The organism is Microbulbifer jejuensis (assembly GCF_047289955.1).
GTDB lineage: Bacteria > Pseudomonadota > Gammaproteobacteria > Pseudomonadales > Cellvibrionaceae > Microbulbifer.
Map to the genome: position 1 here is coordinate 293,100 of NZ_JBLBUB010000001.1, position 23,899 is coordinate 316,998.

The window sequence follows — 23,899 nt, forward strand, 5'->3', positions numbered from 1 at the left end:
GTAATCGCCTCTGTCCCAAGACAGGGGGCGTCTTTCGTATGCCTACTGGAATGTAATGCAATGGCCAATTTCTTCGACCAGTTCGATCCTGCACCTGCCGATCAACCTTCGCAACAGCAGTCCACCGAAGGTAATTTCTTTGACCAGTTTGATCAACAGCAGGACAATTCTATTGCAATTCGAGATCCTTCAGGTGTTGCTCCGGGGCGGGTCCAGCCTGGGGCGGCTGTGACAGGCCCGAAAGTGGATCGCGGCTGGTTAAACAATGCATCGCGCAATTTCGGTGAACGGGCCGGAGAGGTTAGCGGCAATCTGTTGCAGTTTATTGGTAATGTAGCCGTTATCGGTGAGAAATATCTTACCGAGGATCTGAATCTCCCGAATGCTGGTGTCTCCTGGGGTGATGAAGGAGTGCAACTGTGGCGGGGCAAAAAGCCCTACGAGAAAGACCTTAACTCTGTGCTGAACCAGGGTGGCCAATTACTCAATGACATAGATCTGGACTATCGACCCACTTTTACATGGGAAAGGCTGAAAGGCGATGTCAGTGCTGAAAACCTGGCGGGCTATATCGTCGAGCAGTCCGGTAGTTCCATTGCCGACATGGCTGCGGCCCTCACGACGCTGCCTGCCTATGTTGCATCGCGAACAGAGGAGATCGCTGAAACCCGCGTAGAAAATACCAGGGACAAGAACCAGGTTGATGGTACGGAGTTAGGGAAAGCTCTGGTCCCTGCGGTCGCCTCTGCAGTTCTGGAGCGGATCGGTGCCAAAGGTGCTGTCAATGTCGGTGGGGCTGGCAGCTTGAAAGAATCTGCCAAGCGTGTAGTCGGGGCTGCAAAGAGAGAGGCCGGTACCGAGTTTGTGCAGGAGCAATCTGATTACGCTGGCGAAACGCTGGATACTGACAAAGATTGGTCGGCTGTTGAGAGTGTTGATCGTGGCTTGGCTGGCGCTGTAGCAGGTGGAGGTACTGGTGCGGTAGTTAATGTTGGCGCTCAGACAGCCGTGGCGACGGGCTTATTGCCTCGCACACCAGAGAAAATCGAGGAGGAGATAAAAGCCAGAAAGCAGCGCAAGGCACAGAGTACGGAAGATCTGGAATCCGAGATTGAAGCGGAAATCCTCAAGATGAACCAGGAAGCGTCGTATGTGCAAAGTCTGGAAGCTGCGCGACAACAGATTAATCCCAATTTTGATGTGGTATTGCCCCTTGATAGTACCAGCATGCCAGAGACGAGTGCTCCACAGGAAGGGACGGTTGATTACACACCCTATGCGCAGGATATGCAGTCGTTGGAAGCCTCGCGAGAAAAGCCAGCGGAAAACGGTATCGAGTTTGAGCGGGTAGCGCTTCCGCAGGAAAATATCCTGAAATTGTTGCCCAAGGAATCGCAGAGCGCAGGGGTTGCGTATGAACCGCCATCGCAGCTTGAGGCTAAATCCCGCGCGCTGGAGGAACGTATTGCCCGTAATGAGCGGGAAAATGATAACCGCTCTTTAGACCGGGAAGCGGAATTTCAAACGGCGAATACGCTGGTTGATGGTCTTCCAGAAGTTGAGGCGGTAAAAAAAGTGGAGGCCCAGGGCCTGAGTGCAAGGTTTTCCAATCGCCGCTATCGATCCGCTGTGAAGAGTTTGGCACGTGAACTTGTGCCCGGCGGTGATGTGTCCTATCAGCGGGATACCCGTGGCAGCATTAATGGGCGCACATCCAGTGTCAATCCTGAGTGGTTTCAAAACAGTGAGGACCTGGCGTCTGTCAATTATGTCCGCCAGGCCGTATATAAAGCTCTGCAGGGCGAAAAGCTGGGTCCGCGTCAACAACGTGCCATCGAATCCTTGATGGACGTCTATGAAGTGGAAAACGGTCTGGATCGAGAATCGGTAGAGCTGACGGAAAGGTACCATGGTGAGGGGGTTTTCGACCCTGTCGATGATCGGAGTTGGTACGATGAAAAGGGTCGCTTTCGCTTTGATCCTGCCGATAGTCATGGACCGCGTACTTATGCGATGCTGGAAGAGGAGGCGCTGAAAGCCGGTGTATCCCACGAAACCCTGACACAGTTGATTGCGCAACAACTTCCCCTAAAACAGCACGCCGAGGCATTGTATGAGCAAATCCAAAAAGCCGGAGTACAGGGAACCCACACGGGAGGAGATCAATCGCGAGCGGGTGCGCTATCGAGAAGAGCAAGAGCGCAAGAAGGTGGAGCGCAACAAGCGGATAATGGAGCGACTGCGACCGATACTCAACGACCCGAACCTGAAGGACTGACATCAACCGATAAGGAAATCGAAACGGCTGCCAGGGAAGCCGCCACCAGCCCGCATAACAATTTGCCGGAACCGACAGATGCCCAGAAAGAAGCGGGCAACTACAAAGTGGGCAAAGTCAAGCTGCACGGCCTGGAACTTTCCATCGAAAACCCCCGCGGCTCTGTCCGCTCCGGCACCAGTCTAAACGGCAAGCGCTGGGAAAACACACTGCCTCACCACTACGGCTATATCCGCAAAACCGAGGGTGCCGACGGCGACCATGTGGATGTTTTCGTGGGGCCTGATGTGGATTCCGAACGGGTATTTGTGCTGGATCAGGTGAACGAGGACGGCAGCTTTGATGAGCATAAAGTCCTGTTGGGATTCAGTGACAAAGCCAAGGCCATTGCCGGCTACAAAGGGGCCTATGACAAGGGGTGGAAGGTCGGACCGGTAACGGCCATGGACATGCCGGCGTTCAAGACCTGGCTGAAAGGCGATACCAAGCAGCCGCTTGCTGGGACGCTGCGCAAGTCATCGCAGGAAACTGGCGTAGATAAAGCAGCCAAACCTCCTGAGAAACAATTTAAAACCACGGAGAGCAAAGCGGATTTTAAACCCGTTTCCTCCCACGCCGACACCCCTAAGAAAGACCTCAAAGGTGGTCCCTATTCAGTCAATTTCCACAACCACCTGAGCAAACAGCTGCGCACCGGTAAGGCCAGTATTCAGGAATTCCAGGCGGGCCTGAAGGCGCTACTCGACAACCTGGAAGAAGTGACCAGCCGGCTCAACCAGTACAAAAAATCACAATTGATGAATATGGCGGGCTTCCGCTGGAAAGTGGATTTGAAAAAACCGGAGTTGGTTGGGGCGGTTAAAAAGCGGTTGCTGAGCCTCTATCTGCTGGACAGGAACGCACCCAGTTTAACCTTTGGGGTTGGTGATGACCCGGCACAGGCCGAACGTGAGCAGTGGCAAAAAACCGTGGATATTGCCCGCAGCACCAGTGCGGAGGATTTACAGCGATTTGCCGAGAGCCGGCAACAGGCAGAGCGGGAGAATAAGGAAGCCGAAGCAAAGTTATCACAGCAGCTGGAAAGCCCGAAGAACCTGGAGGACTACCGGGCATTGGTGCTTCACCGGGGGGAAGACCAGTTGACCGACGGCCAGTTGGCAGAATACGACCGACTGCGCACCCAGGTGGAGGCAAAGCAGCGCGTACAGCTGGTGAAAGAGCGCAGCCAGGTCAGTGCGCAAATGGAGGGTTCCGTTGCCTACGAAACCATAGACACTACCCATACCAAGAAAGGCCACGACCTTTATGTGGTGAAACTCACAGGCGAGCGTTTACCGCGTGAGGAGTACCACAAACTCAACAAAGTGGCCAAGCAACTGGGCGGCTACTACTCCAATTATCGGGGCAATGGTGCGGTACCGGGTTTCCAGTTTAACAGCGAGGAAGCGCGGGCCGATTTCCTCAAGGTGATCGGTGGTGAAGCCGTGGACAACGCCGTGCGGGTTGAGGAGCGCCAGCAGCGCAAACTGAAAAAGCGCACTACCAAAGTGGCGGAACTGGCTGACCGATTGGAAGCCACCGGAGAGGCGGCACTCCAGGTTGAGCGCAAGGAAAATACCACGCGGCGTGCGGCCATGGCAGCCCATGCCGATGCCCGCGCCCGCGCACAAATTGATGAGAGTCGTTTGTTGCGACGAATCGCTAAAGCCGCAGAAGCTGGCAATGCGCCGGTGCTGTCGAGGCTTTCGACAATGACCCAGCTCAATGAACTACAGGGGGTCTTTGGGCAAGCCTACCATGCCTATGTGCGCAGCCTGCCGGATACGGAAAAGCGCACCAACAACAAGGGCGTCAGCGAGCCCCTAAAACCTGCTGACATCAATGCAGTGGTGCGCCATGCCAAGATGCCGGAAGTTATCGCCCACGTCAGCCCACTCAAGTGGTTGGCGGAGGATATGCAGCAGCGCAAGGGTTTTGTACAGACAGGCAGGCGCTTACAAAAGGCCGTGGATACACTGCGCGGCCGTGAAAAAAGTTTTGGCCCGCTGAAGCCGCTCCTTGGGCATCAATGGGAGGAAACGTTGGTCAAGCTGCGGGAATACGCCGACCGCTTTGGCAGTGACGGGCATCACTCAGCACCCAATATTCTGGATCAGGTGCGCCAGGGCGGACGCCTGGGCCGCATGGGCATTGAGGATTTGCATCAATTGCGCCAGGCCCTGCGTGAACTGGATGTCGTTGAGCAGGGCACCGAGAAAAAGAAAGCCAACCGACTGAAAGAACTTGAGCGCTCCCTGGTGGGACGCAAGGGCGTCGGCATCGACTTCAATCCGACCCCGCCGAAGTTGGCCAAGCGCGTGATTGACGAGGCCGATATTCAGACGGGCATGGAGGTACTGGAACCTTCTGCAGGGCACGGTGCTCTCGCCGATGCTGCGCGAGATGCGGGAGCCAATGTTGATACGGTGGAGCAGTCCAGCAACCTACGGGAAATTCTCGAAGAAAAAGGGCACACTCTGGTGGGTCGGGATTTTATGCAGCTTGATAGCCAAAAGCGCTACGATCGCATTGTGATGAACCCGCCTTTCAGTAAGGGGCAGGATGCCGACCATGTGCGGCATGCCTATCAGTTTCTGAAACCGGGTGGGCGACTGGTGGCTATTACCGGTCGCGGTATCCATTTCCGTAGCGACAGCAAGGCGCAGGGTTTCCGCAAGTGGCTGGAAGACCTGGAGTCTACTGTGTCAGAGCTGCCATCCGGCAGTTTTAAGGATTCTCTCAACAGCACGGGTGTAGAAACCAACCTGGTAGTGATCGAGAAGCCTGAGGAAGACGTCGATACCTTTGTGAATTCAGCGAAGGCGCAAGATACAGAAAAAAGCGCTGCACTGTATTCTCTGGGTACTGGCAAAGGCATTAAACCAGAATTAGCCAAGGCCGCGCTCAGTCGGATTAAGCAATCGGTAGGCGTTGATGCCAAGGTGGTGGCGGATGAATCCGGATTGCCTGCGGCACTGCGCCAGCAGATTGAGGCGGATGGCGTGAGCGGACAGGTGCGCGGCCTCTACCATGCGGAGAGTGGCAGCGCCTATATTGTGGCCGGCAACCTTAACCATCCCGCCGATGCTGCGCGTGTTTACTTGCATGAGGTGATAGGGCACAAGGGCATTCGTGCGACTCTAAAAAAACGCCTGGACCCGGTGTTGACGGAAATCTATCGGGACATGCCGATGGACGTGCGCGATACGCTGCAAAGCAAGTACCACAGCCAACTCAAGGGGCTGAGCGGCCCCGAGGCCAGGCGCAGGCTGGCGGATGAATATGTGGCGCACCTGGCAGAGAACGATTCACACAACACGTTACTCAGGAACATCATTGCCATAGTGCGCCGCTGGTTGCGCCAGGTGGGCTTTAACTCCAGATGGACCGAAGCGGATATTGTGGAACTTCTGGCCAGGGGGAAGCGGGCTTTGCGCCGCGGTGCCGATGGTAAAGGAAAGGAGCATGGCGTTCGTTATGCCACAAAGCGCCGCGCCAACGACTATGTGGTAGCGCTATGGAAATTGTTGGCCGGCCACGATGACCTGTTCCGGGTACCGCCTTCGGATGCGAAAAATCTGGCCGACATACTGCGTGAAACGGATACTGGTATTCGGTTGGAGAATGTTGCTGAGGGTAACAGCACACGGGGCAAGGAGGTGATGCGGCACTGGCTGTTGAAGGTACCCCAGCAAAAGCAGGGTAAGGACGGAAAGACCCTGTACAAGCCGGTGGAGGTATTGGAGAACGGCGACGGGGAAGTGTGGATCAATGTCTCCCGTCTCGATGCGGGCCTGGGCGGTGGCCAGAATATCTATGCCGTTGTCGGCAACTATGCCCATAACAATGGCAAGGTGTTTATCGGTGATCCCGAGGGGCTGAGCGATGCAGCCATGCTGCGACGTACCGAGCACATGCTGTCCAGCGCCTTGAAATTCGGCTCCACCAGGCACGTTCACCCACATCCAAGGCAGGAACATCCTGACGACGGGATGGAATGGGTGCAGCCGCTGCGCTTTGGGGATTCCGACACGGAGAATTTGCGCCGACTTCTGGAGGCGTCCTATCATAATGTTTCCAGCCTGCTGCCGGAGATAGAGTATGTCCGCTACAGCTTTGAAAATGGCCGATTCGAATTCGCTCGGAGCTTTGCTGGCAAAGTTGGAGAAAGAGAGCACCGAGGAAGGGCAGGGGACGCCGTTCCTGACCGTTTCTTTAACGGACTGGCTGATGAGTCTGTTGGTCGGTACCGACAAAGAGTCCGAGCTTTGGGAGCTTCTGCATTCCGAACGCGCGGGCCCGAGAATCTGGGTCGGCAGATATTTGGAAGCACGTCGCTTAAAAGGGCGGCGCTCACATCTGCCTTTATGGGAGCCTCAGATCAAAAAGCATGGGGACTGGCTCTGGCTTCAATTAGCCAGAAGTTACCAAGGCCACTGGTAAGGCTTCAATACTCCCTTTCCGATCCCGCCACCGACGAAGCCCTGGCCCGCCTGGGTCTGGGCAAATCCGAAGCCCGCGGTATCCGCCGCCTGATCAATCGTTTTCAAACTGCCAATTTTCGTCAAGCCTGGACCAGCGCAAAGGCGCGTACCTACGAAGGCACCTTCGACGGTCTGGTGGGCATTCAGCGTGCAGAGGAGGCGGTGGGCAAGGGCATAGCCGCCGGGGATTTCGCCGGTTCCGGTTATGTGGGTGCCCGCCTGGCTTCCGGTATTGCCGATGTGATGTTCCATATCCTGCACAAGGGCGGCCTGGAATGGAAAGAGGGCGTCACGCAGTACCGGCAGGGCACACAGGGCCTGCTGGATATTTTCAAGGCGCTGGGCCCGGACCTGAACGACTGGCTGGGCTGGATGGGTGGCAACCGCGCCAGGGAATTGATGCTGCAGGGCCGCGAGAAAAATCTATCCAAGCGCGATATAGCCGAGCTGCTGGTATTGAACCGGGGACGGGAAGCCAGGTTTTTGGAGGCGAAGCGGGCCTATAGCGCCTTGAACCGGGCCATGCTGGACCTGGCTCAGGAAGCAGGGCTGATTGATCCCAAGTCCCGCAGAAAGTGGGCTTCCGAATGGTATATCCCTTTCTACCGCCAGGAACTGGACGGCAATGGTTTGTTGGCACCGCGTACCAAGCGCGGGCTCAGTCACCAGAGCGCCGGTATCAAGGCACTGAAAGGCGGTGCGACTTCCACCAACGACCTGTTGCAGAACATCCTCACCAACTGGATGAAACTGGCTGATGCCGCCATGAAAAACAGGGCATTGCTGAAAACGGTGGATAACCTAAAGGGCACGGATTACCTGAGCGACGAAAGCTTGAAATACACCGCCGCGATTGTGCCAAGGTCCGAAGTGGTAAAGCGTATCAAGGCCGATCGAGCCTATCTGGAAATGATGGCGGACCAACTGGGACTGCCGGAGGCCGGTGAACTGGAAGTGCTGCATGAACTGAACCAACTGGACAGCAGTGGCTTCGAGAAACTATGGGCCATTACAGCACCCACAGACCCGGAGGTGATTCGGGTGCAACGCAATGGCAGGAACACCTATTACCGGGTCAATGATCCAGCGCTGTTACGGGGCTTGGTGCATCTCTCCGATAACGGAATCAACTGGATGCCGATTCGTGCCGCCCGCGGGTTCAAACGTCTGTTGACCACTGGGGTTACTGCCAGCCCGGATTTTATGCTGCGGAACCTGGTGCGCGATGCGGCCCACGCCTGGGCGATCAACAAGGATGGGTTTGTATTCGGCAAAGACACAGTGGCCGGTATCACCGCTGCCGCGAAGGAAGATGAAGAGTTTTGGGCGATGACAGCCACCAACGCCTCCTTCCAGGGCGGTTATGTACACGGTGGTGATCCGGAGGAAGGGGCGCAGATGATCCGCCGTGCCCTGAAGAAAAAGGGGCTCTCGCGCACTGAGATCGACAATCACATGGATAGCGTGATTGATGTGGGAGAAGCGGGTTGGTCCAAGGTACAGCAGGCGTGGCAATGGTATCGGGAAAAGGGAGACAAGCTTGAGAATTCCAACCGCCTCGCTACTTACAAGGCTGCACTGGAAGCAGGCAAGTCCAAGGCACAGGCGGCCTTCGAGGCCAAAGATTTAATGGACTACTCATTGCGCGGCAATTGGGCGGCAATGAATGTTCTGACCGATGTGGTGCCTTTCCTGAATGCCCGCCTGCAGGGCCTGTCAAAACTGATACGTGCTGGCGAACTCAAAGGGGAACTGCACAAACCCTGGACCTGGCGTATGGACCCGCTGGTGGGCATGGCAGTGGCCAAGATCGCACTGGTATCGTCCGCGCTGGCGCTGTGGAATGATGACGATGAGCACTATCAGTCGTTGCCGGACTGGGAGAAAGATGCCTACTGGCATATCTTCATGGGGGATCACCATCTCCGTGTGCCGAAGCCGTTTGAAATCGGCATTCTCGCCGGCACCATTCCCGAGCGTATGATGCACACTTGGATACTGGATAATCAGCCGGACGAGAAATTGCTGTGGAGTATGAAGCATGGGCTGCTGGAAACCCTGGGCTTCAATATCACTCCGCAGATGCTATTGCCCGCGGTGGAGCTGTACGCTAACCGCTCGTTCCACTTCGACAAGCCCATTGAATCCCTGGGAGACCAGCGCAAGCTCCCCAAAGACCGCTACAACAGCTTTACCAGCGATACGATGGTGTCATTGGCCCAAGTAGTCGGCTGGTCCCCAAAGCAGATGGAGCACTTCTGGGTGGGCTATACGGGCACCATGGGGGCCTATGCGCTGTCTGTCTCTGATATGCTGGTGTCCCTGGCACAGGGCAAGCCCAATCAGGGGGAGTTTCTGGCTACGGACATTCCGGTACTGAAGAGCTTTTACCGCGGCACCAGGCCGCCTTACAGCACCCAATATACCAACGATCTCTATGAACGCTTGAAAGAAGTGAGTCAACTGGCGGCCAGCCTGAAGGAGCTGCGAGGCCGGGAAAGAGCAGAGTTCATTACTGAGCACCGCAACAAGCTGGCCCAGCGCCGTCCACTGAATCAAGCCAGCCGGCACCTGAGCGAATTGCGCAAGCGGCGCGAGCGTATTTTGGCGGAGGATGTGTCGCGCAAGGCCAAGCAGTTAAAGCTGGATGTGATTCAGGAGAAAGTCAATGCGGTGGCTGCCAGGGCCTCGCAAAGATCTGAGGCGGTTTTTTAATGTTGGACATTCTGGCGAAAATAGCTTTTATTAAGTCCATGGGCTGGTGCTACGTTAATTGGATCTGAAAAGCTTATTGTCTCAGTATCTGCCCGTGGTTCCTACACATTTCTTCCTGAAAACTGCGAAGTGTTGGGTGGATACTAAGTGGAGTAGAAGTACCAACTTGCTCGCCGATTGACATAGAAATCTGATGCATCCTACTGAAAAACTGTTCGAAGTGTTTTTTTAGATAAAAATTGGAATTTTAGCAATATTAAAAGTTGCAACTTGTTTTCTGAAAAGTAGAATGCCTGCCCACCTGTGTAAGATTTAAAAAATAAAATAGTGGTTGGGTATATGAAGTTTATTGTATTTTGCTTAGTGTTTTTTTTGAGCGTTTTGGTATCGAATGCCTCGGCAGATAGTTTGAATGGCCCAGGTAACGACGCGGATGGTAAATATACTCTTACATATACCCTGCCAACTGGGTCGATTTCCACCTACTATACTTTGAGCGCTTATCTTCAAGAGTATAAAAATGGAGTATTTACCCGCAATATTTCGTTGTTCAGATATTCTCCGCAAGGAGCTCTCAGCAAATCAATTTCGGTAACCTCTTCAGCTCAATACCGCTACGAGTACTGGTACGAAACTTGTCGGAGAGATCCCAACCCCCACCCGGGTGATCCTGGCTTTGGAGGCGATCCTGATGATAGTCGGTTTGGTTTAAACTTTCAGACTGAGGCTGCAGGCTCCTGTCCTGGAACCTCGTTCATAAGGTCAAAAATTGACACACTTACAGTCAACGTTGCCTTTAAACCGAACACCCCGCCTAGCATCGGCTATAACGCCAGTACCGTAGAGGATGGATCCACCGATACCGATGGCAAATACACCTTGCAGTGGGGGGCATCCTCACAGGGCCCTCTAGTTAGCGGCTACCAATGGTGCCAAGAAAAAGATGGGGTATGGCAGACTGAAAGCACTTGCCCGAAAGTGAGTCTTGGTACCCGATCAGTAGCGCTCCCCTCTACTGGCACCCTGCCTAGCGGCCAGTACAGATACAGGGTTCGCGCCTATGCCAAAGTTGGTAATTTTTACAATTACAGCAGTTGGAACACTTCTCCCGCAATTACTGTTAAGCATCTTCCAGGCAAGGTTGGCCATTGGGTGGAGCCCGGTGGCAGTACACTGCCGGGCTCCAGTTTCCCATTAAAATGGAGTTCTGTGGGTAACCCCGATGCCTCGGACCCTATCACCCATTATCAGCTGCAGTGGAGTGTGGGTGGCAGCGGCTATGGCTATGTGCCTTTTGTGGGCAGTCTCGATGGGTCCAATCTTGGAAAAACCACATTGGTCACTATCAGCAAGGCGACCACGGGCCGGGATATCACCGCCGCTGTTTATAAGTTCAGAGCCAGGGCCTGTAACAGTTCCGGCTGCGGTGCCTGGTCGCCGACCAAACAGCTCAATCCACCCACGCCCCCCACACCCAGGTTTTCCGACAACTTGCCCAATCATGTATACAACCTGGATCACACCATCACCTGGGTAGATGTCGGCGCCAGCAGTTACCGGCTAAAGCGGATGCGCCTGGGACAAAATGAGAGTGGCTGTGCTGTGGAGTCCGATGGCAACTGCTGGAAAGTAGTCACTACATCGGGCACCAGCTATTTTGCTGGGGCCAGTGCCCCCGGCAGTTACCGTTACAAGCTGGATGCCTGTAATGATTTTGCTTGCAAATCCGTATTGAGCTCCTGGATCAAGGTGCATAGTTTGGAAAACACCGATGAGTTACCGGCGGTAACCACCGAAGCTCCAAACACCCCCGGAACCCTGGCTTACAATGCGGATGTCAGCGTTTCCGGCAGTGCCATGATCACGGTACCTGTGCAAGTGGCGCCCGGCGTCAACGGACTGCAACCGAACCTGTCCCTGCGCTATACCAGTGCCCGTTTTAACAAGCGTATGAATGAAGCCCTGCCGGAGGATATTCTCGGTCACGGTTGGCGCGTGGGCGGCTTGAGCAGTATCCGCCGCTGTGTGGTTAACCGGCCCAGCAGTGATAGAGTGCGCTTGAATAATCAGGATTCCCTGTGCCTGGATGGCGAACCCCTGGTATTGGTTTCCGGTACCCACTGGCAGGCGGGGGCAGCGTATCGCACCCTGCGCGACAGTTTCCGTTTGATTGAATTACACAAAAACAGTGCGGACAAACTCTGGTTTCGGGTGAAAATGCCCAGTGGCGCGATCGAAGAGTACGGCGCAACCAGCAATAGCCGTTTAAAGATTGAGGACTCTCCCCATTTCGGCTGGAGCCTGAATAAAGTCACCGATGCCTTCGGCAATACCATGGCCTACAAATACCACCGCGATCTGGTGGAGGGCATCAACTATCCCCTGGAGATCACTTACGGCAACCAGGGCGATGCAAAAATCGAATTCCAGTACGGCACCCGCACCGATGCGCCGCCGGTTCCTGTGCAGGATATCCAGCAGGAACAGCTGGTGCTGCTGCACCATATCCGCGTACATCTCGATGGTGTGCTGCAGCGGGAGTACAAGCTGATTTCTGAAGAGGAGCCCGCGGACTTTGATCCAGGGTATCAGTTCGCGCTTCAAAATGGTGTGTTGCAGAGGGAATATAAATCGATCAATCCGATCAGGACTAATCCAATTAATACCATTGCTCCTATTGATCCTATTGGTCCCATTGATCCCATTGGTCCAATCAAGCCAGTTTCCGAAGAGCAGCCTGAGGACGCTGTTCAGGTGCATTACCGCCGCCTCAAGCAGATACAGTTGTGTGCCTATAACACCAATGGCGGCGGCCGCCAGTGCCTCAACCCGCTGGAGTTTGATTGGAAGCTGACCGACTCCGCCAACCCGGAGGATTTTGCCACGGGCATCGAGACCGTCACCGACGGCCTGGGCGCGCAGACCAGGTTTGAGTTGGAGCGGATTTCCGATAAACCCGGCGAGCAGGCAGTGGGCCGCTTTGATGAGGGCACAACCCTGTTTGGCTCCGTCGGTGCCATTCCCGATGCCAGCCCGGTAGAGGCGGTGGACGGCGACTACCGCACTGTGGTGACGAAGATGCTCCGCTCCAACGGTTACCGCAACGATTTGCACAGTACCGAGGACGCTTACGGCAACGGTTGGCACACTACCGAGTACGCTTACCAGGGGGTGGGCCTCATCAGTGACAAACACTGGGGCTTTCTCGGCTATAGCGCCCAGCGGATTTACGATACCAAAGCCAATATCGTCACCTACCGCCAGTTCCGCCAGGACTTTCCCCACTTTGGCAAAGTGGCGCGGCAGTTGCAGTATAAAAACAACCATACCTTCGGCGAGCTGCTGACGCGTGGGCGTATCAGCCACAGTGCCCTGGCACTGTCGGCCGGGGGCAATAGCACCTATTACCCCTATGTGGCCCAGAGCCTGGATACCCTGCTGGAAGGTGGGGAGATCCTGGGCTATGCGATTACCGATACCACCCCCCAAACCAGCAGCTATGGGAGTGCCGGTGAATTGCCCAGTGGCAGTGTGCGCACCAGCCGCACCGTGCAATCTGCCCAGATCAGCGAAAGCCAGAGTGTGTGGGGAGATGTTATCCCCGTTAGCGTCTACGGAAATCCCCGGCGCAGTGTGGAAAGCACCGCCCTGCTGGAAAACCGTGTCAGCGGCCACTGGCTGATTGGTTTCCCCAGTGCCCAGGAGCAGCGCCACTACGCCGGCGCCATTACCGGCACACCGGACCAGGTGGCCAGCAGCACCATGACCCCTTACGGCAATACCAACCGGGTGCAGACACTGACCCAATACCCCGGTGATGCCAAATACCAGCTGGCGGTCACCTATGCCTATGACGCCTACGGCAATATTAAAAGCGAAACGGCCACCGGCAAGGTGGATGCCACCCTCAATGGCACCGGTACCCAGACCCGCAGCACGGTGGTGAACGGTGCATTTGCCGACCGGCGCTACCCCACCAGCCTCAGCAACAGCCTTGGCCACACCATCACCATGGCGTACGACCACCGCTTTGGCAGCACCAGCCGAATTACCGATGCCAACAACCGCTCCACCCGCATCGAGTACGATCCTTTCGGACGCACAGTGCGCCGCACCAATGCCGACGGTGTTGCATTTACCAGCCAGTACAATTTCTGCCACGGTAGTTGCCCCACCGTTGGCGACATCGAGGTGCCCTACTGGGTGCAGACCGAATCGTCGATCACTCCGACGGCAGAGTACTACTACGACCAGTTGGGCCGTCTGGTACAGCAGGACAGCCAGGCGTTCTCCGGCAATCACGTATCCCGTCGTGAGTTTAAGTACGACCAACTGGGCCGCCTGGCCCTGGAAACGGCGCCCTTCTTTGCCCAGGATGCGGCAGCGGTTGATGGCAATAAGCCGATCACCAGTTACGAATACGACCTGCGCCACCGCCTCAAAACAATCGACAAGGCCGGCGGCGGCACCGTGGCCATCCACTATGCCACCAGTACCGGCAGCAGCGGCAAGCAGGTAAAGGTCCGCGTGACAGAATCCGTGGTGGGCGAGGGGGGCACCAGCACCCAGGTGAAGGAGAGCTACTACGACCTCAACGGCGATCTGGCCAAAACCGTGGACGATGCCACCGGCCTGGCGGTGGCCACAGACTACACCTACTATGGCAGCGGCCTGCCGAAGACCGTAACCGTCATCGGTGACAGCGGCACAATCGCCTCCAGTTTTGTGATGGACCAGGCCGGTTTCCGCACCAGCCTCACCGACCCCAACCTGGGCACGGTTACCAGCGGTTACAACGCCTTTGGTGAAATGGACCGGCAGACCGACAACAAGGGCCAGAGTATCACCTACCGCTACGACCAACTGGGCCGCCTGCTGCAACAACAGGATGCCCAGGGCCTGGCCCAGTGGGAATATGATGCCACCAATGCGATTGGCGCCCTCAAGAACCGCAGCTATACCGACAGCGGCACCCAGGTATTCCTTGAGGAGTACATCTATCGCACAGACAGCAAGCTGGATAACATCTGGACCCGGTTGAATGTCAATGGACAGGTCCCCAGCTACCGGCACCGCTATGGCTACGATAGCCAGGGCCGCACCAATAAAATCATTTACCCCAATGGGGTGGAGGGCCATTACCGCTACAACCAGCGCGGCTATCTGCAGAGCCTCAGCAGCGACGCCGCCGGCAACAACCCCCTGCAGACGTTTGATAACATTAATGCCTGGGGCCAGGTGGAACAGGAAACCTACGGTAACGGCCTGGTAACCAACCGCACCTACAACCCGGATACCGGGCGCCTGGAAACCATCAATACCGGCGGTGGCCAGGTGCAGAACAATGCCTACCGCTGGCGTTCCAACGGCACCCTGGAGAGCCGCCTGACCTACAGTGCCGCACAAACCCTGCAAAAACAGGAAAACTTTGCCTACGATGGCCTGAACCGCCTGCAGAGCGCCACCACCGTGGCCGGTGGCAACCGGGTGCTCAGCACACGCTACGACGAATTGGGCAATATTCTCTCCAAGACCTCCAGCAATAGTGCCGATACCCAGGTGACCGGCTACCAGTATGGTCAGTCCGGCAACGCCGGCCCCAATGCGGTCAGTAGTGTAACCATCGACGGCGTGGCCCACAGCCTGCACTACGATGCCAACGGCGCCATAGAACGCTACGATGCCACCTCAGGCGACGACAAATGGATCCGCTGGAATGCGCGGCAGTTGCCCACGGAGATTGTGCTGGGCAGCAGCCAGAACGACAGCACCCCGACAGCCAGGGACCGCTTCAAATACGGCCCCGATGGGCAGCGTTTTTACCGTGAATCCCACTGGATGGAAGGCGACCAACTCAAAACCGAAAAGGCCTTTATTGTTGGTAACTTTGAAGTAATTTGGCCCATTCACGATGGATTGATTAGCCGGGTTCAGCGCACCACCCTGAGTGGTTCGGTGCAGCATATAGCGATCACAGACCCCGCAAGTACCACCGGTGAGTATCAGTACCTGCACCGGGATCACCTGGGCTCTGTGGAGAAAATTACCGATGCGGATGGCCTGGAGATTTTGAGCACCGCCTTTAACCCCGATGGCAGCCGCCGCCAGGACGATTGGAGCGGGGATCTGGGACTGCAGCAGACGCTGGAGCTACTCGCGGTGCAACACGTGACCAGCAAGCGCGGTTACACCGGCCACGAGCACCTGGACAGAACCGGCCTGATCCATATGAACGGGCGGATTTACGACCCGACCCTCGGAAGGTTCTTAAGCCCCGACCCCATCGTGCAGGCGCCCACTTACAGCCAGAGCTGGAACCGGTATAGTTATGTCTTTAATAATCCCTTGAGTTTTACTGACCCTAGTGGGTATGTAGCAGAGGAGGAAAAAGAGCGGCCTACACCGAGAAAAAAAACCAAAAAAACCACTGATGGTGAAGGAGATAATCCTGAACAGCCGATCGAGGAGGTAGAAGTTACTGGATCTAGGTTACCAGAACTAAAATGGGGGCCAGTTTTTTTTAGAGGCTCAGCAATGATTAATGGGCAACTTTATCTAACGACACATCAGAATCTTGTAGAGGTAGGTAGTCAGAGTCTGGCGGATCTCTTAGATGAAATATTGGGGGGGCTTGAATTAGCTAATCTAGCTGATCTGGCTCAGGGTGGCTCCTCAACTGCTAATATTTACGTACGCACTCTATCACCGGGTTCTGGTGTTGCACAAAAGGGGCAGACAGAGCCACACCTGATCAAGGATATAGGGGCGTTAATTAATGATCCCGGTCAATATCTTCAGTGCACCATAGAGTGTGCGTCAGAAGTTTTAGGGCTTGATACAGTTGCTAAAGCTGGGGTTGCTGCATCAGGGGCTCCAATAATAAATAAACGTTTTGTAATGGAGGGATCAAGTAAGGGGACTTCACCAGCCTCTCTCACAGCTCGAAAATTATTTGGCAATACACGCTTGCCTATCAAGCTGCCAGCCCCAACGCTTAAGAGCGGCTTCTTGACTTCAAATAAACTTAGTACGGTTCTTGGTCGATCAGTACCAATACTTGGGGCTGCATCTCTATTTCCAGATGCTAGAGCATTGGATCAGTGTGTTGCTACTTGCACCAGGCCAAGTCAGTAGGAGCTGGAGATATGGGTACAAGAAGCGAAGTGATAAAATACATATCTGACTTTTCTGAGGTGCCTTCAGATCAACTAAATGATGGAACTGACATTGTTTCTGATATTGATTGGTCGACTCGTCATGAGGATGAGCGCCTTGATTGTCTTCTGGAGGGTTTTGTCAGTCATTTTAAAATTTATATGCCATCACAGAGCTTTAATAATTTTGTGAAAGAGAACAATATATTGAAAATTTTGTACCCTTTCTATTATTTATTATTTGTTTTTAAATATCGTAACCCAATAGAGGTGAAGCATCTCACTATAAAAGAAATGATTGATATAGTTGATAAAGGTGTTTGGGCTGTAAGCAGCAAGAGCCGCTAACATTAGTGTTGGCATTTATGATTTTGTGTGCACTCAGCCAGCTGTATTAGCTGGCTGTAGAGGGTGGGCTTTTGTTTAGCTGCCTGGGTTATCGATAGGCGAAATAGCACCTTCAACCCGCCGTTTTACAATCATGGCATCAATCATCTTAATAATCGTTTCTTGGTCTTCGTGATCAAATTGTTCCAACTCTTTTAGCCGCTCCATTAGCCGTCGGTTGTGAAGTGGCTGAATGTTCTCTTCGTTGCCCATCACTAAATAATCCAACGTGATACCCAAGGCTGTACTGAGCTGTATGAGGCGCTCAATAGGAGGTATGTGCATTCCACATTCATACTTATTGAGCTGCGCAAAGCGTATATCAACCTGCCTGGCCAGCTCTTTCTGAGTCCAGCCCTTTTGCTTGCGCAGTTCCTTGAGGCGTAAGCCAAAAGCCTTTCTTATCTCTTGGTCTTGCATGAGTAGTATCAGTTCACTTGTCATGATAAGGGCCTCAAGTGTAATCGGTGGTGTGTAATACATCTTGACGAATATATTATATGCGCATATATAATGATATGTAAAACGCATTAAATGGCCGCTTGACAGATTTTGGGGAGAATAGGCAATGGCACGCATCGCAGACAGGGAAATCGAGCGGATCAAGGCGGAAGTGTCCCTGGAGCGGCTGGTGGAGGCTTATGGCATCAAGCTTGCGCGCCACGGCAAAGACAAGGTGGGCCGCTGCCCCTTCCACAATGATAAGACCCCCTCGCTGATCATTAGCCCCAAGACCAACCTGTATCACTGCTTTGGTTGCGGTGCGGCTGGCAGCGTGATCGACTGGGTGATAAAAACGCAGGGGGTCAGCTTCCGCCACGCTGTCGAGATATTGCGTAACGACCTTCCCACTTTAGCCGCTCCGGTTCAGCCGGTAACACGCAGCACAGTACAGAAAATGGAAGTGCTACTGTCCGGGGACAGCGAAGCCCGGCAACTACTCAACCAAGTGGTGAACTACTATCACGAAACCCTACTGCAAAACCCCGAAGCGTTGGACTACCTGGCTGGCCGTGGTCTTGGGGATCGAGAGCTGATTGAGCGCTTCAAGCTCGGCTTTGCCAACCGCACCCTGGGCTACCGCCTGCCAGCCAAGAACCGTAAGGCCGGTGCCGAGGTACGCGGCAAGCTGCAAGAGATTGGCGTACTGCGAGACAGTGGTCACGAGCACTTCAACGGCTCGCTGATAGTGCCCGTCTTCAACGGTGACGGCGACGCAGTGGAAATCTATGGCCGCAAGCTGCGCGATGATCTTCGCAAAGGCACCCCAAAGCATCTGTATCTACCCGGCCCCCATGCCGGAGTCTGGAACAGTGCAGGGTTGGAGGATCAGCGGGAAGTGATTCTGTGCGAAGCTCTGATGGACGCCATGACCTTCTGGGTAGCGGGCTACCGCAATGTCACCGCCAGCTACGGCACTTCGGGTTTTACCTCTGATCACTTGCAGCAGTTTAAGGACTGCGGCGTTGAGCGGGTTCTGATCGCCTATGACCGGGACCAGGCTGGCAATGCTGCCGCAGAAGAACTGGCCAAACGGTTGAATGGAGAAGGCTTCGACTGCTTCCGTATCGAATTACCCAAGGACATGGACGTTAACGAATACGCCTTGCAGGTAACGCCAGCACAGCAAAGCCTGGGGCTCGCGATCAGAAAAGCGGGTTGGCTGGGAAGCGGTAAACCGCCTGAACGACAGTTAGAGATCACATCACAAACCGGACAGCCCGTTACTGTGGAAGCGGAAACCGCAACTAGAACCGCCCCTGCTTTAGCCGCTCAATCCACAGAGCCAGAAGTGACACCACCGGCTGAGGTTGTCCCCGCACTACCCGGAAGTGATGTTGCCGCCGAAGTGACCGACCAGGAAATTACCCTGAGCTTCGGGCCCCGTCGTTACCGAATCCGCGGCCTTGATAAAAACAAAAGCCATGAAGTGCTGAAAGTAAATGTGTTGGTCAGTTGCGATAGTGATCTGCACGTGGACACCTTCGACCTGTACAGCGCCAGGCATCGGCAGCAGTTTATCAAGCTGGCCGCACTGGAGCTGGAACAGGAGGAAAACACCTTAAAAAAAGACCTGGGCAAAGTATTACTCAAACTGGAACAGCTACAGGAAAAACACCTGGGCGGTAACAAGGCGGAAGAAAAGCAACCGAGTCGGTTAAGTGATGAAGAGCGACAGCAGGCCCTGGAGCTGTTGTGCGACCCGGACCTGCTACAGCGTATCCTGTCTGACTTCGAGCGCTGTGGTGTGGTGGGCGAAGAAACCAACAAACTGGTGGGCTACCTCGCTGCTGGCAGTCGCAAACTGGACAGGCCCCTGGCGGTGATGATCCAAAGCACCAGTGCTGCTGGCAAGAGCGCTTTGATGGAATCCGTATTAAACCTGATACCGGAAGAGGAGCGGGTGCAGTACTCCGCCATGACCGGGCAGAGCCTGTTCTATATGGGGGAAACCAACCTCAAGCATAAAATCCTCGCCATTGCCGAAGAGGAGGGCGCAAGCCAGGCCAGCTACGCCCTAAAACTGTTACAGAGCGAGGGAGAGATCACCATTGCCAGCACTGGCAAGGACGACAGCACCGGCAATCTGGTGACGCGGGAATACAAGGTGGAAGGCCCGGTGATGCTGTTCTTAACCACCACTGCTATCGACATTGATGAAGAGTTGTTGAACCGCTGTGTGGTGCTGACAGTGAACGAATCGAGAGAACAAACCCAACTGATCCATGCCGCTCAACGCCAACGCCGCACCCTGGCTGGTCTGGAAGCCAAGCTGGAAAAAGCTCATCTGGTCAAGCTGCACCGCAACGCCCAACGACTTCTCAAGCCTCTGGCTGTCATCAACCCCTACGCGGACCAGCTCACCTTCCTGAACGACAAAACCCGCACCAGAAGGGATCACGAAAAGTACCTGACCCTAATCGACAGCATTGCCCTGTTGCATCAGTACCAGCGCCAAGTTAAAACCGTTACCCGCAATGGCAAAGCCATGGAATATCTGGAGGTACAGCGCAGCGACATAGAAACCGCCAATCGGTTGGCCCATGAGGTGCTGGGCCGTACCCTGGACGAGCTGCCACCACAGACACGCAAGCTGCTCAGGCTGATCCAGCAGATGGTTGGCGACCAGTGCTCACAGCACAGTTTGGCACAAAAGGATTATCGCTTTACCCGCCGCGCTGTTCGGGAATACGTGCAATGGAGTGATACGGCCTTAAAGGTCCATGTCGCCAGGTTGGTGGAAATGGAATATCTGCTGGCGCACCGGGGGCTTGGTGGGCGTTATGACTACGAACTGCTGTTCGATGGTAACGATGAAGAACCCCATCTCATGGGCCTGATTAATGTGGAAAAGTTAACTTATGACAGAAACCGGTCAGGGCAAGAAGCAAATCGGTCAGGGCAAACACGGAATTGGTCAGGGTGCGGTCAGGGCCTGGTCAGGGGGCAGTCAGGTTCTAAAAAACCGGAAAACTCCAGTGTTGATAAGAGGTTAGCGGAAACTGGTCCGAAAAGTGCGAAAAGCACTTCTGGGGCTAAAAAAAATACTGTTGATCCTGTCGTACTGGTGTAACCAGGGTGGACAACAAAAGCCTGCACTTCCTTAGCCGCATGTACCTGGATCACTTGCAGGCAATGCACTACTCGCCGCGTACAGTGGGCCAGCAGACCACGGCACTGGATCACTTTGCCAACTGGTGCGAAGAGCGGGGCATGAGCCGCGCCAACGAAGTGACCAAGCCGATCCTGGAACGCTACCGCCGCCACCTGCACCACTCCAGGGATCGCAGCGGCAAACCCTATAGCGCCAGAAACCAGGCCGCCCGGCTGATCCCGATCCGGGGCTTCTTTAAATGGGCCACACGGCAAAATTATTTACTCTACAATCCGGCCAGCGAGCTGGAGTTGCCGAAGATGGAGCGGCGCCTACCAAAAGCCACCCTCAGCCCGGAAGAAGCAGAAACTATCCTCGCCCAACCGGACATTACGACAGTGGAAGGGATAAGGGACAGAACCGTTCTGGAAGTGCTCTACAGCACCGGCATACGGCGCATGGAATGCGTCAACCTGCAAAAGGCTGACCTCAATGCCAGCCAGGGCGTGTTGGCCGTCAGACAGGGCAAGGGGAAGAAAGACCGCTTTGTCCCGATTGGAGAGCGCGCCATTGAATGGCTGCAAACCTACCAGGAGGAGATCCGCCCCGGCTTTGTGATGGAGCCGGACAGCCATCAAATCTTTATCGAAGCGAACGGGCTCCCATTGACCCCCGACCGCCTCAGTCGCCTGGTCAGCAAATACATCAAGCAAGCCGACATTGGTAAAACCGGCTCCTGCCACCTGTTCCGCCACACTGTGGCGACCCTGATGTTGGACAATGGCGCCGACATCCGTTTTATCCAGCAAATGCTGGGCCACGCACACTTGCAGACCACGGAGATTTACACTCATGTCTCAATCGTAAAGCTCAAGCAGATTTACGAGGTGACGCACCCGGCCAAGTGGCAGCAAAAGACCAGGCGAACAGTGCAGCAGCATGACACTGACGAGGCGGATTTACTGGAAACACTGCACGCCGAAACTCAGGAAGAAGCGATACTCTAAGCACCAATCCGCCTGTCACATGGCTTGCAAAAAGTGCAAGCCAAGGTGCCAGGCTCGCCTCATGCCAGGGGAGATTACAAACCGTCCGTTCAGCCTCCGCCACAGTCGTGGCTCCGGGCAGCGCTTGCGCACTGCACAGGAAAAGAGGTGGCTGCAAAGGCAAGCTCGCGTCTGTCACCCTGCTTGCAGAAAAAGCGCAAGCAGGGCGCCAGCCGCAATCTTCCCTTAGCGGCCGCTCTCCTAGCCATGCCTCCCCCGGCGCGTAAGCGCGCCTCCCCGCCCGAAAAACACCTGCCCGCCGGCGTGGGCGAGCCCTACGCCGGCTGAGGGGCCAGCGGCTCTGACAAAGTGCTGTGCCAGCGTAAAGTCTTTAAAGCGGGCAGGCCGGGCTGGTCGCATGGCGTTTACCCCGCGCCTGTCGGCGCGCCCCCAAGGGGGCTTACTGTGTAGCAGGGTCAGAAAGTGCGCGCGGAATAAGCCTGGTGTTCTTCCCGCCTTCCTCCGCCGCGCTCAAAGCCAGGCTGCGGCAAGCCGCACAAACCTTCTACCTTGGGTCCAGTGCCAACCGAACCTCCGTGTCTGTTGTGTGCCTTCTCAGCATAACCCCGTGCTCGCCCCCTCAAGGCCAAGCCGCTGCGCGGTGCGCAGCAGAAAGCGCTACGCAGCCTTGACCGACCTGCGCGCGAGGTTCTGCCAAGTGGCCACACAACAGCCACTCAAGGAGGCATGGCCATGCAACAGCAAATCCAAGAGCAAATAAACCAACTGCCGTATCCCCTGGACAAAATCCTTAACACCGCTAACGACCTACTCACAACTGGCAGCAGCGGCGCCAGTACCAGCGAACAGATCGCCGCTGCCTTCGTGCTGGAACGTATGGAACACCTGCCGCAGGGTTGGGGGGTTATCGAAGCGTGGGAGCGGTTAGAGCTTGAATGGCAGCTCTACGTCAAGCACCTGCGGCAGGAATACCGCCACCTGATTAAAGCCATTGAGGAGGAGGCACCACCGTTCTAACTGTCAATTAGGAGGGGCTGGCCCCCTCCGCGTTGCGGCTCCAATGGCGACAGGGAGCGAATCTGGTGAAAGCATTGCCACTGGGAAAGTATGCCGCTAAAGTAAAACCCGCGTCGGGGCAAAAAAGTTGGTAAGAGCGCCGTTCGCCGGGGAAGTGCTCTTTAAGTTGCTGATCGCATTGGGGAAAATCGGGCTGTAGCTACGATATTGTGTCAGTGTCATGCTGTTGCACAAAAGACTAGGGATTCAATTAACAGCTACATTCTAAACTCTCTGAACCCGATAAACCTTCTTGAGTACTTAGCTAATGAAATTGTAGAGAACGGCTCAATTACTGCCTCTTACACTAGGCAGATCTCTGGACTTAGATTAGTTTCGCAACATTCAGGGATAAAGATTGATCTCGTCCTAAATAAAGACGGTCTTAGTTTGTTCGGAGGCGCAGGCTATGTTGGGGGTCATAGTTACTCCCTGACTGCAGATTTAAACCTTAAGGCTCCTTTATTTCCGGGTAATGACTCAGGACTAAACTTTCTGGGGAAAACATCTATTGCTACACCTATATATGGTTTATTTGGTGTTAAAGCAGCTGGAGCGTTAGGGTCTGATGGTCTGAATGGAAAGGTTGGAATTGGTCTAGTTCGAGGGGGCTCCGTTGCCAGGCCGGTGATTGGATTTAAATACGAGGTGTTTAATTTTAATGAATAACTCACTTATTTCTGTTTTTTTTATTGTTTTCATTCTTCTAACGGCTTTAACTTCCGTGGCAGCATGGAAATATAAGACTATGATTAAAAGTAAGTTAAAGGAGCTGTATCCAGATAAGTATCACAGCTTGCTTATATCTGATTCTTTTGATTCAAATGAATTCGAAAAGCAAAAATTATTCAATAAATTCTTAAAGGATAAAGAATTTAAATTTTTTAAAGATATAGATCTAGCCAAAATTTGTGAAAGACATATTCTCTTTGGAAGGGTGTCAATATTATTCTCGATTTTAGTTCTTGTGTGTGCATTTGTTTTATTTACCTAGATTCAACTTGTAAGTGCATATCTCAATGGAGCTAGAAAAAGCAACCAGTTGCCCGTAGGCTTCTCGCTTTTTCTCCGGCAAGAGTTATGCAATGAGACACTACAAGCAACTGACCTATGAGCAAAGATGCCAGATTGAGGCGTTCAAGAAAAGCGGTTTTACACAAGCAGAGATTGCGGTGGCTCTAGGC

General features: G+C 54.5%; 8 protein-coding genes. 7 read left to right on the top strand and 1 reads right to left on the bottom strand.

The window, feature by feature from the left end; all coding sequences use genetic code 11:
• Nucleotides 1-60: 60 nt before the first annotated feature.
• From ACL7TT_RS01485 to ACL7TT_RS01495, 3 genes are all read left to right on the top strand, one after another.
• Nucleotides 61-9,516, top strand: a complete 9,456-nt coding sequence (locus ACL7TT_RS01485; protein ID WP_413392569.1) for an LPD38 domain-containing protein — start codon at nt 61-63, stop codon at nt 9,514-9,516.
• Between the two features lie 1,209 nt (nt 9,517-10,725).
• A complete protein-coding gene (locus ACL7TT_RS01490) occupies nt 10,726-16,650 on the top strand; it encodes an RHS repeat-associated core domain-containing protein (protein ID WP_413392571.1) in 5,925 nt (1,974 codons plus the stop codon).
• Nucleotides 16,651-16,661: 11 nt separating this feature from the next.
• Entirely contained in the window at nt 16,662-17,018 is a 357-nt protein-coding gene (locus tag ACL7TT_RS01495; protein ID WP_413392573.1) for a hypothetical protein, read from the top strand.
• A 75-nt stretch (nt 17,019-17,093) separates the two neighbouring features.
• On the opposite strand, the gene ACL7TT_RS01500 is transcribed toward ACL7TT_RS01495, so the two are convergent.
• Nucleotides 17,094-17,501: a helix-turn-helix domain-containing protein gene (locus tag ACL7TT_RS01500; protein WP_413392575.1), complete on the bottom strand. Its 408-nt coding sequence runs from the start codon at nt 17,499-17,501 to the stop codon at nt 17,094-17,096.
• 124 nt (nt 17,502-17,625) lie between these two features.
• Here ACL7TT_RS01500 and ACL7TT_RS01505 point away from each other — a divergent pair, with 124 nt between their 5' ends.
• The 4 genes from ACL7TT_RS01505 to ACL7TT_RS01520 all read left to right on the top strand — a co-directional run bounded on the left by ACL7TT_RS01505 (nt 17,626) and on the right by ACL7TT_RS01520 (nt 23,709).
• Nucleotides 17,626-20,631, top strand: a complete 3,006-nt coding sequence (locus tag ACL7TT_RS01505; RefSeq protein ID WP_413392577.1) for a CHC2 zinc finger domain-containing protein — start codon at nt 17,626-17,628, stop codon at nt 20,629-20,631.
• Nucleotides 20,632-20,636: 5 nt separating this feature from the next.
• Complete coding sequence (gene xerC / locus ACL7TT_RS01510) at nt 20,637-21,659, top strand: site-specific tyrosine recombinase XerC (RefSeq protein ID WP_413392578.1); 1,023 nt, start codon at nt 20,637-20,639, stop codon at nt 21,657-21,659.
• Nucleotides 21,660-22,391: 732 nt separating this feature from the next.
• Nucleotides 22,392-22,676, top strand: coding sequence for a hypothetical protein (locus ACL7TT_RS01515; RefSeq protein WP_413392580.1), 285 nt, complete (start codon nt 22,392-22,394; stop codon nt 22,674-22,676).
• Nucleotides 22,677-23,376: 700 nt separating this feature from the next.
• On the top strand, nt 23,377-23,709 hold the full coding sequence (locus ACL7TT_RS01520; protein ID WP_413392581.1) for a hypothetical protein: 333 nt from the start codon (nt 23,377-23,379) through the stop codon (nt 23,707-23,709).
• The last annotated feature ends 190 nt before the right edge of the window (nt 23,710-23,899 follow it).

Bases quoted from the DNA above. Each gene is read 5' to 3' on its own strand.
- ACL7TT_RS01485 (WP_413392569.1), top strand. From the start codon at position 61: ATGGCCAATTTCTTCGACCAGTTCGATCCTGCACCTGCCGATCAACCT.
- ACL7TT_RS01495 (WP_413392573.1), top strand. From the start codon at position 16,662: ATGGGTACAAGAAGCGAAGTGATAAAATACATATCTGACTTTTCTGAG.
- ACL7TT_RS01500 (WP_413392575.1), bottom strand. From the start codon at position 17,501: ATGACAAGTGAACTGATACTACTCATGCAAGACCAAGAGATAAGAAAG.
- ACL7TT_RS01505 (WP_413392577.1), top strand. From the start codon at position 17,626: ATGGCACGCATCGCAGACAGGGAAATCGAGCGGATCAAGGCGGAAGTG.
- ACL7TT_RS01515 (WP_413392580.1), top strand. From the start codon at position 22,392: ATGCAACAGCAAATCCAAGAGCAAATAAACCAACTGCCGTATCCCCTG.
- ACL7TT_RS01520 (WP_413392581.1), top strand. From the start codon at position 23,377: ATGAATAACTCACTTATTTCTGTTTTTTTTATTGTTTTCATTCTTCTA.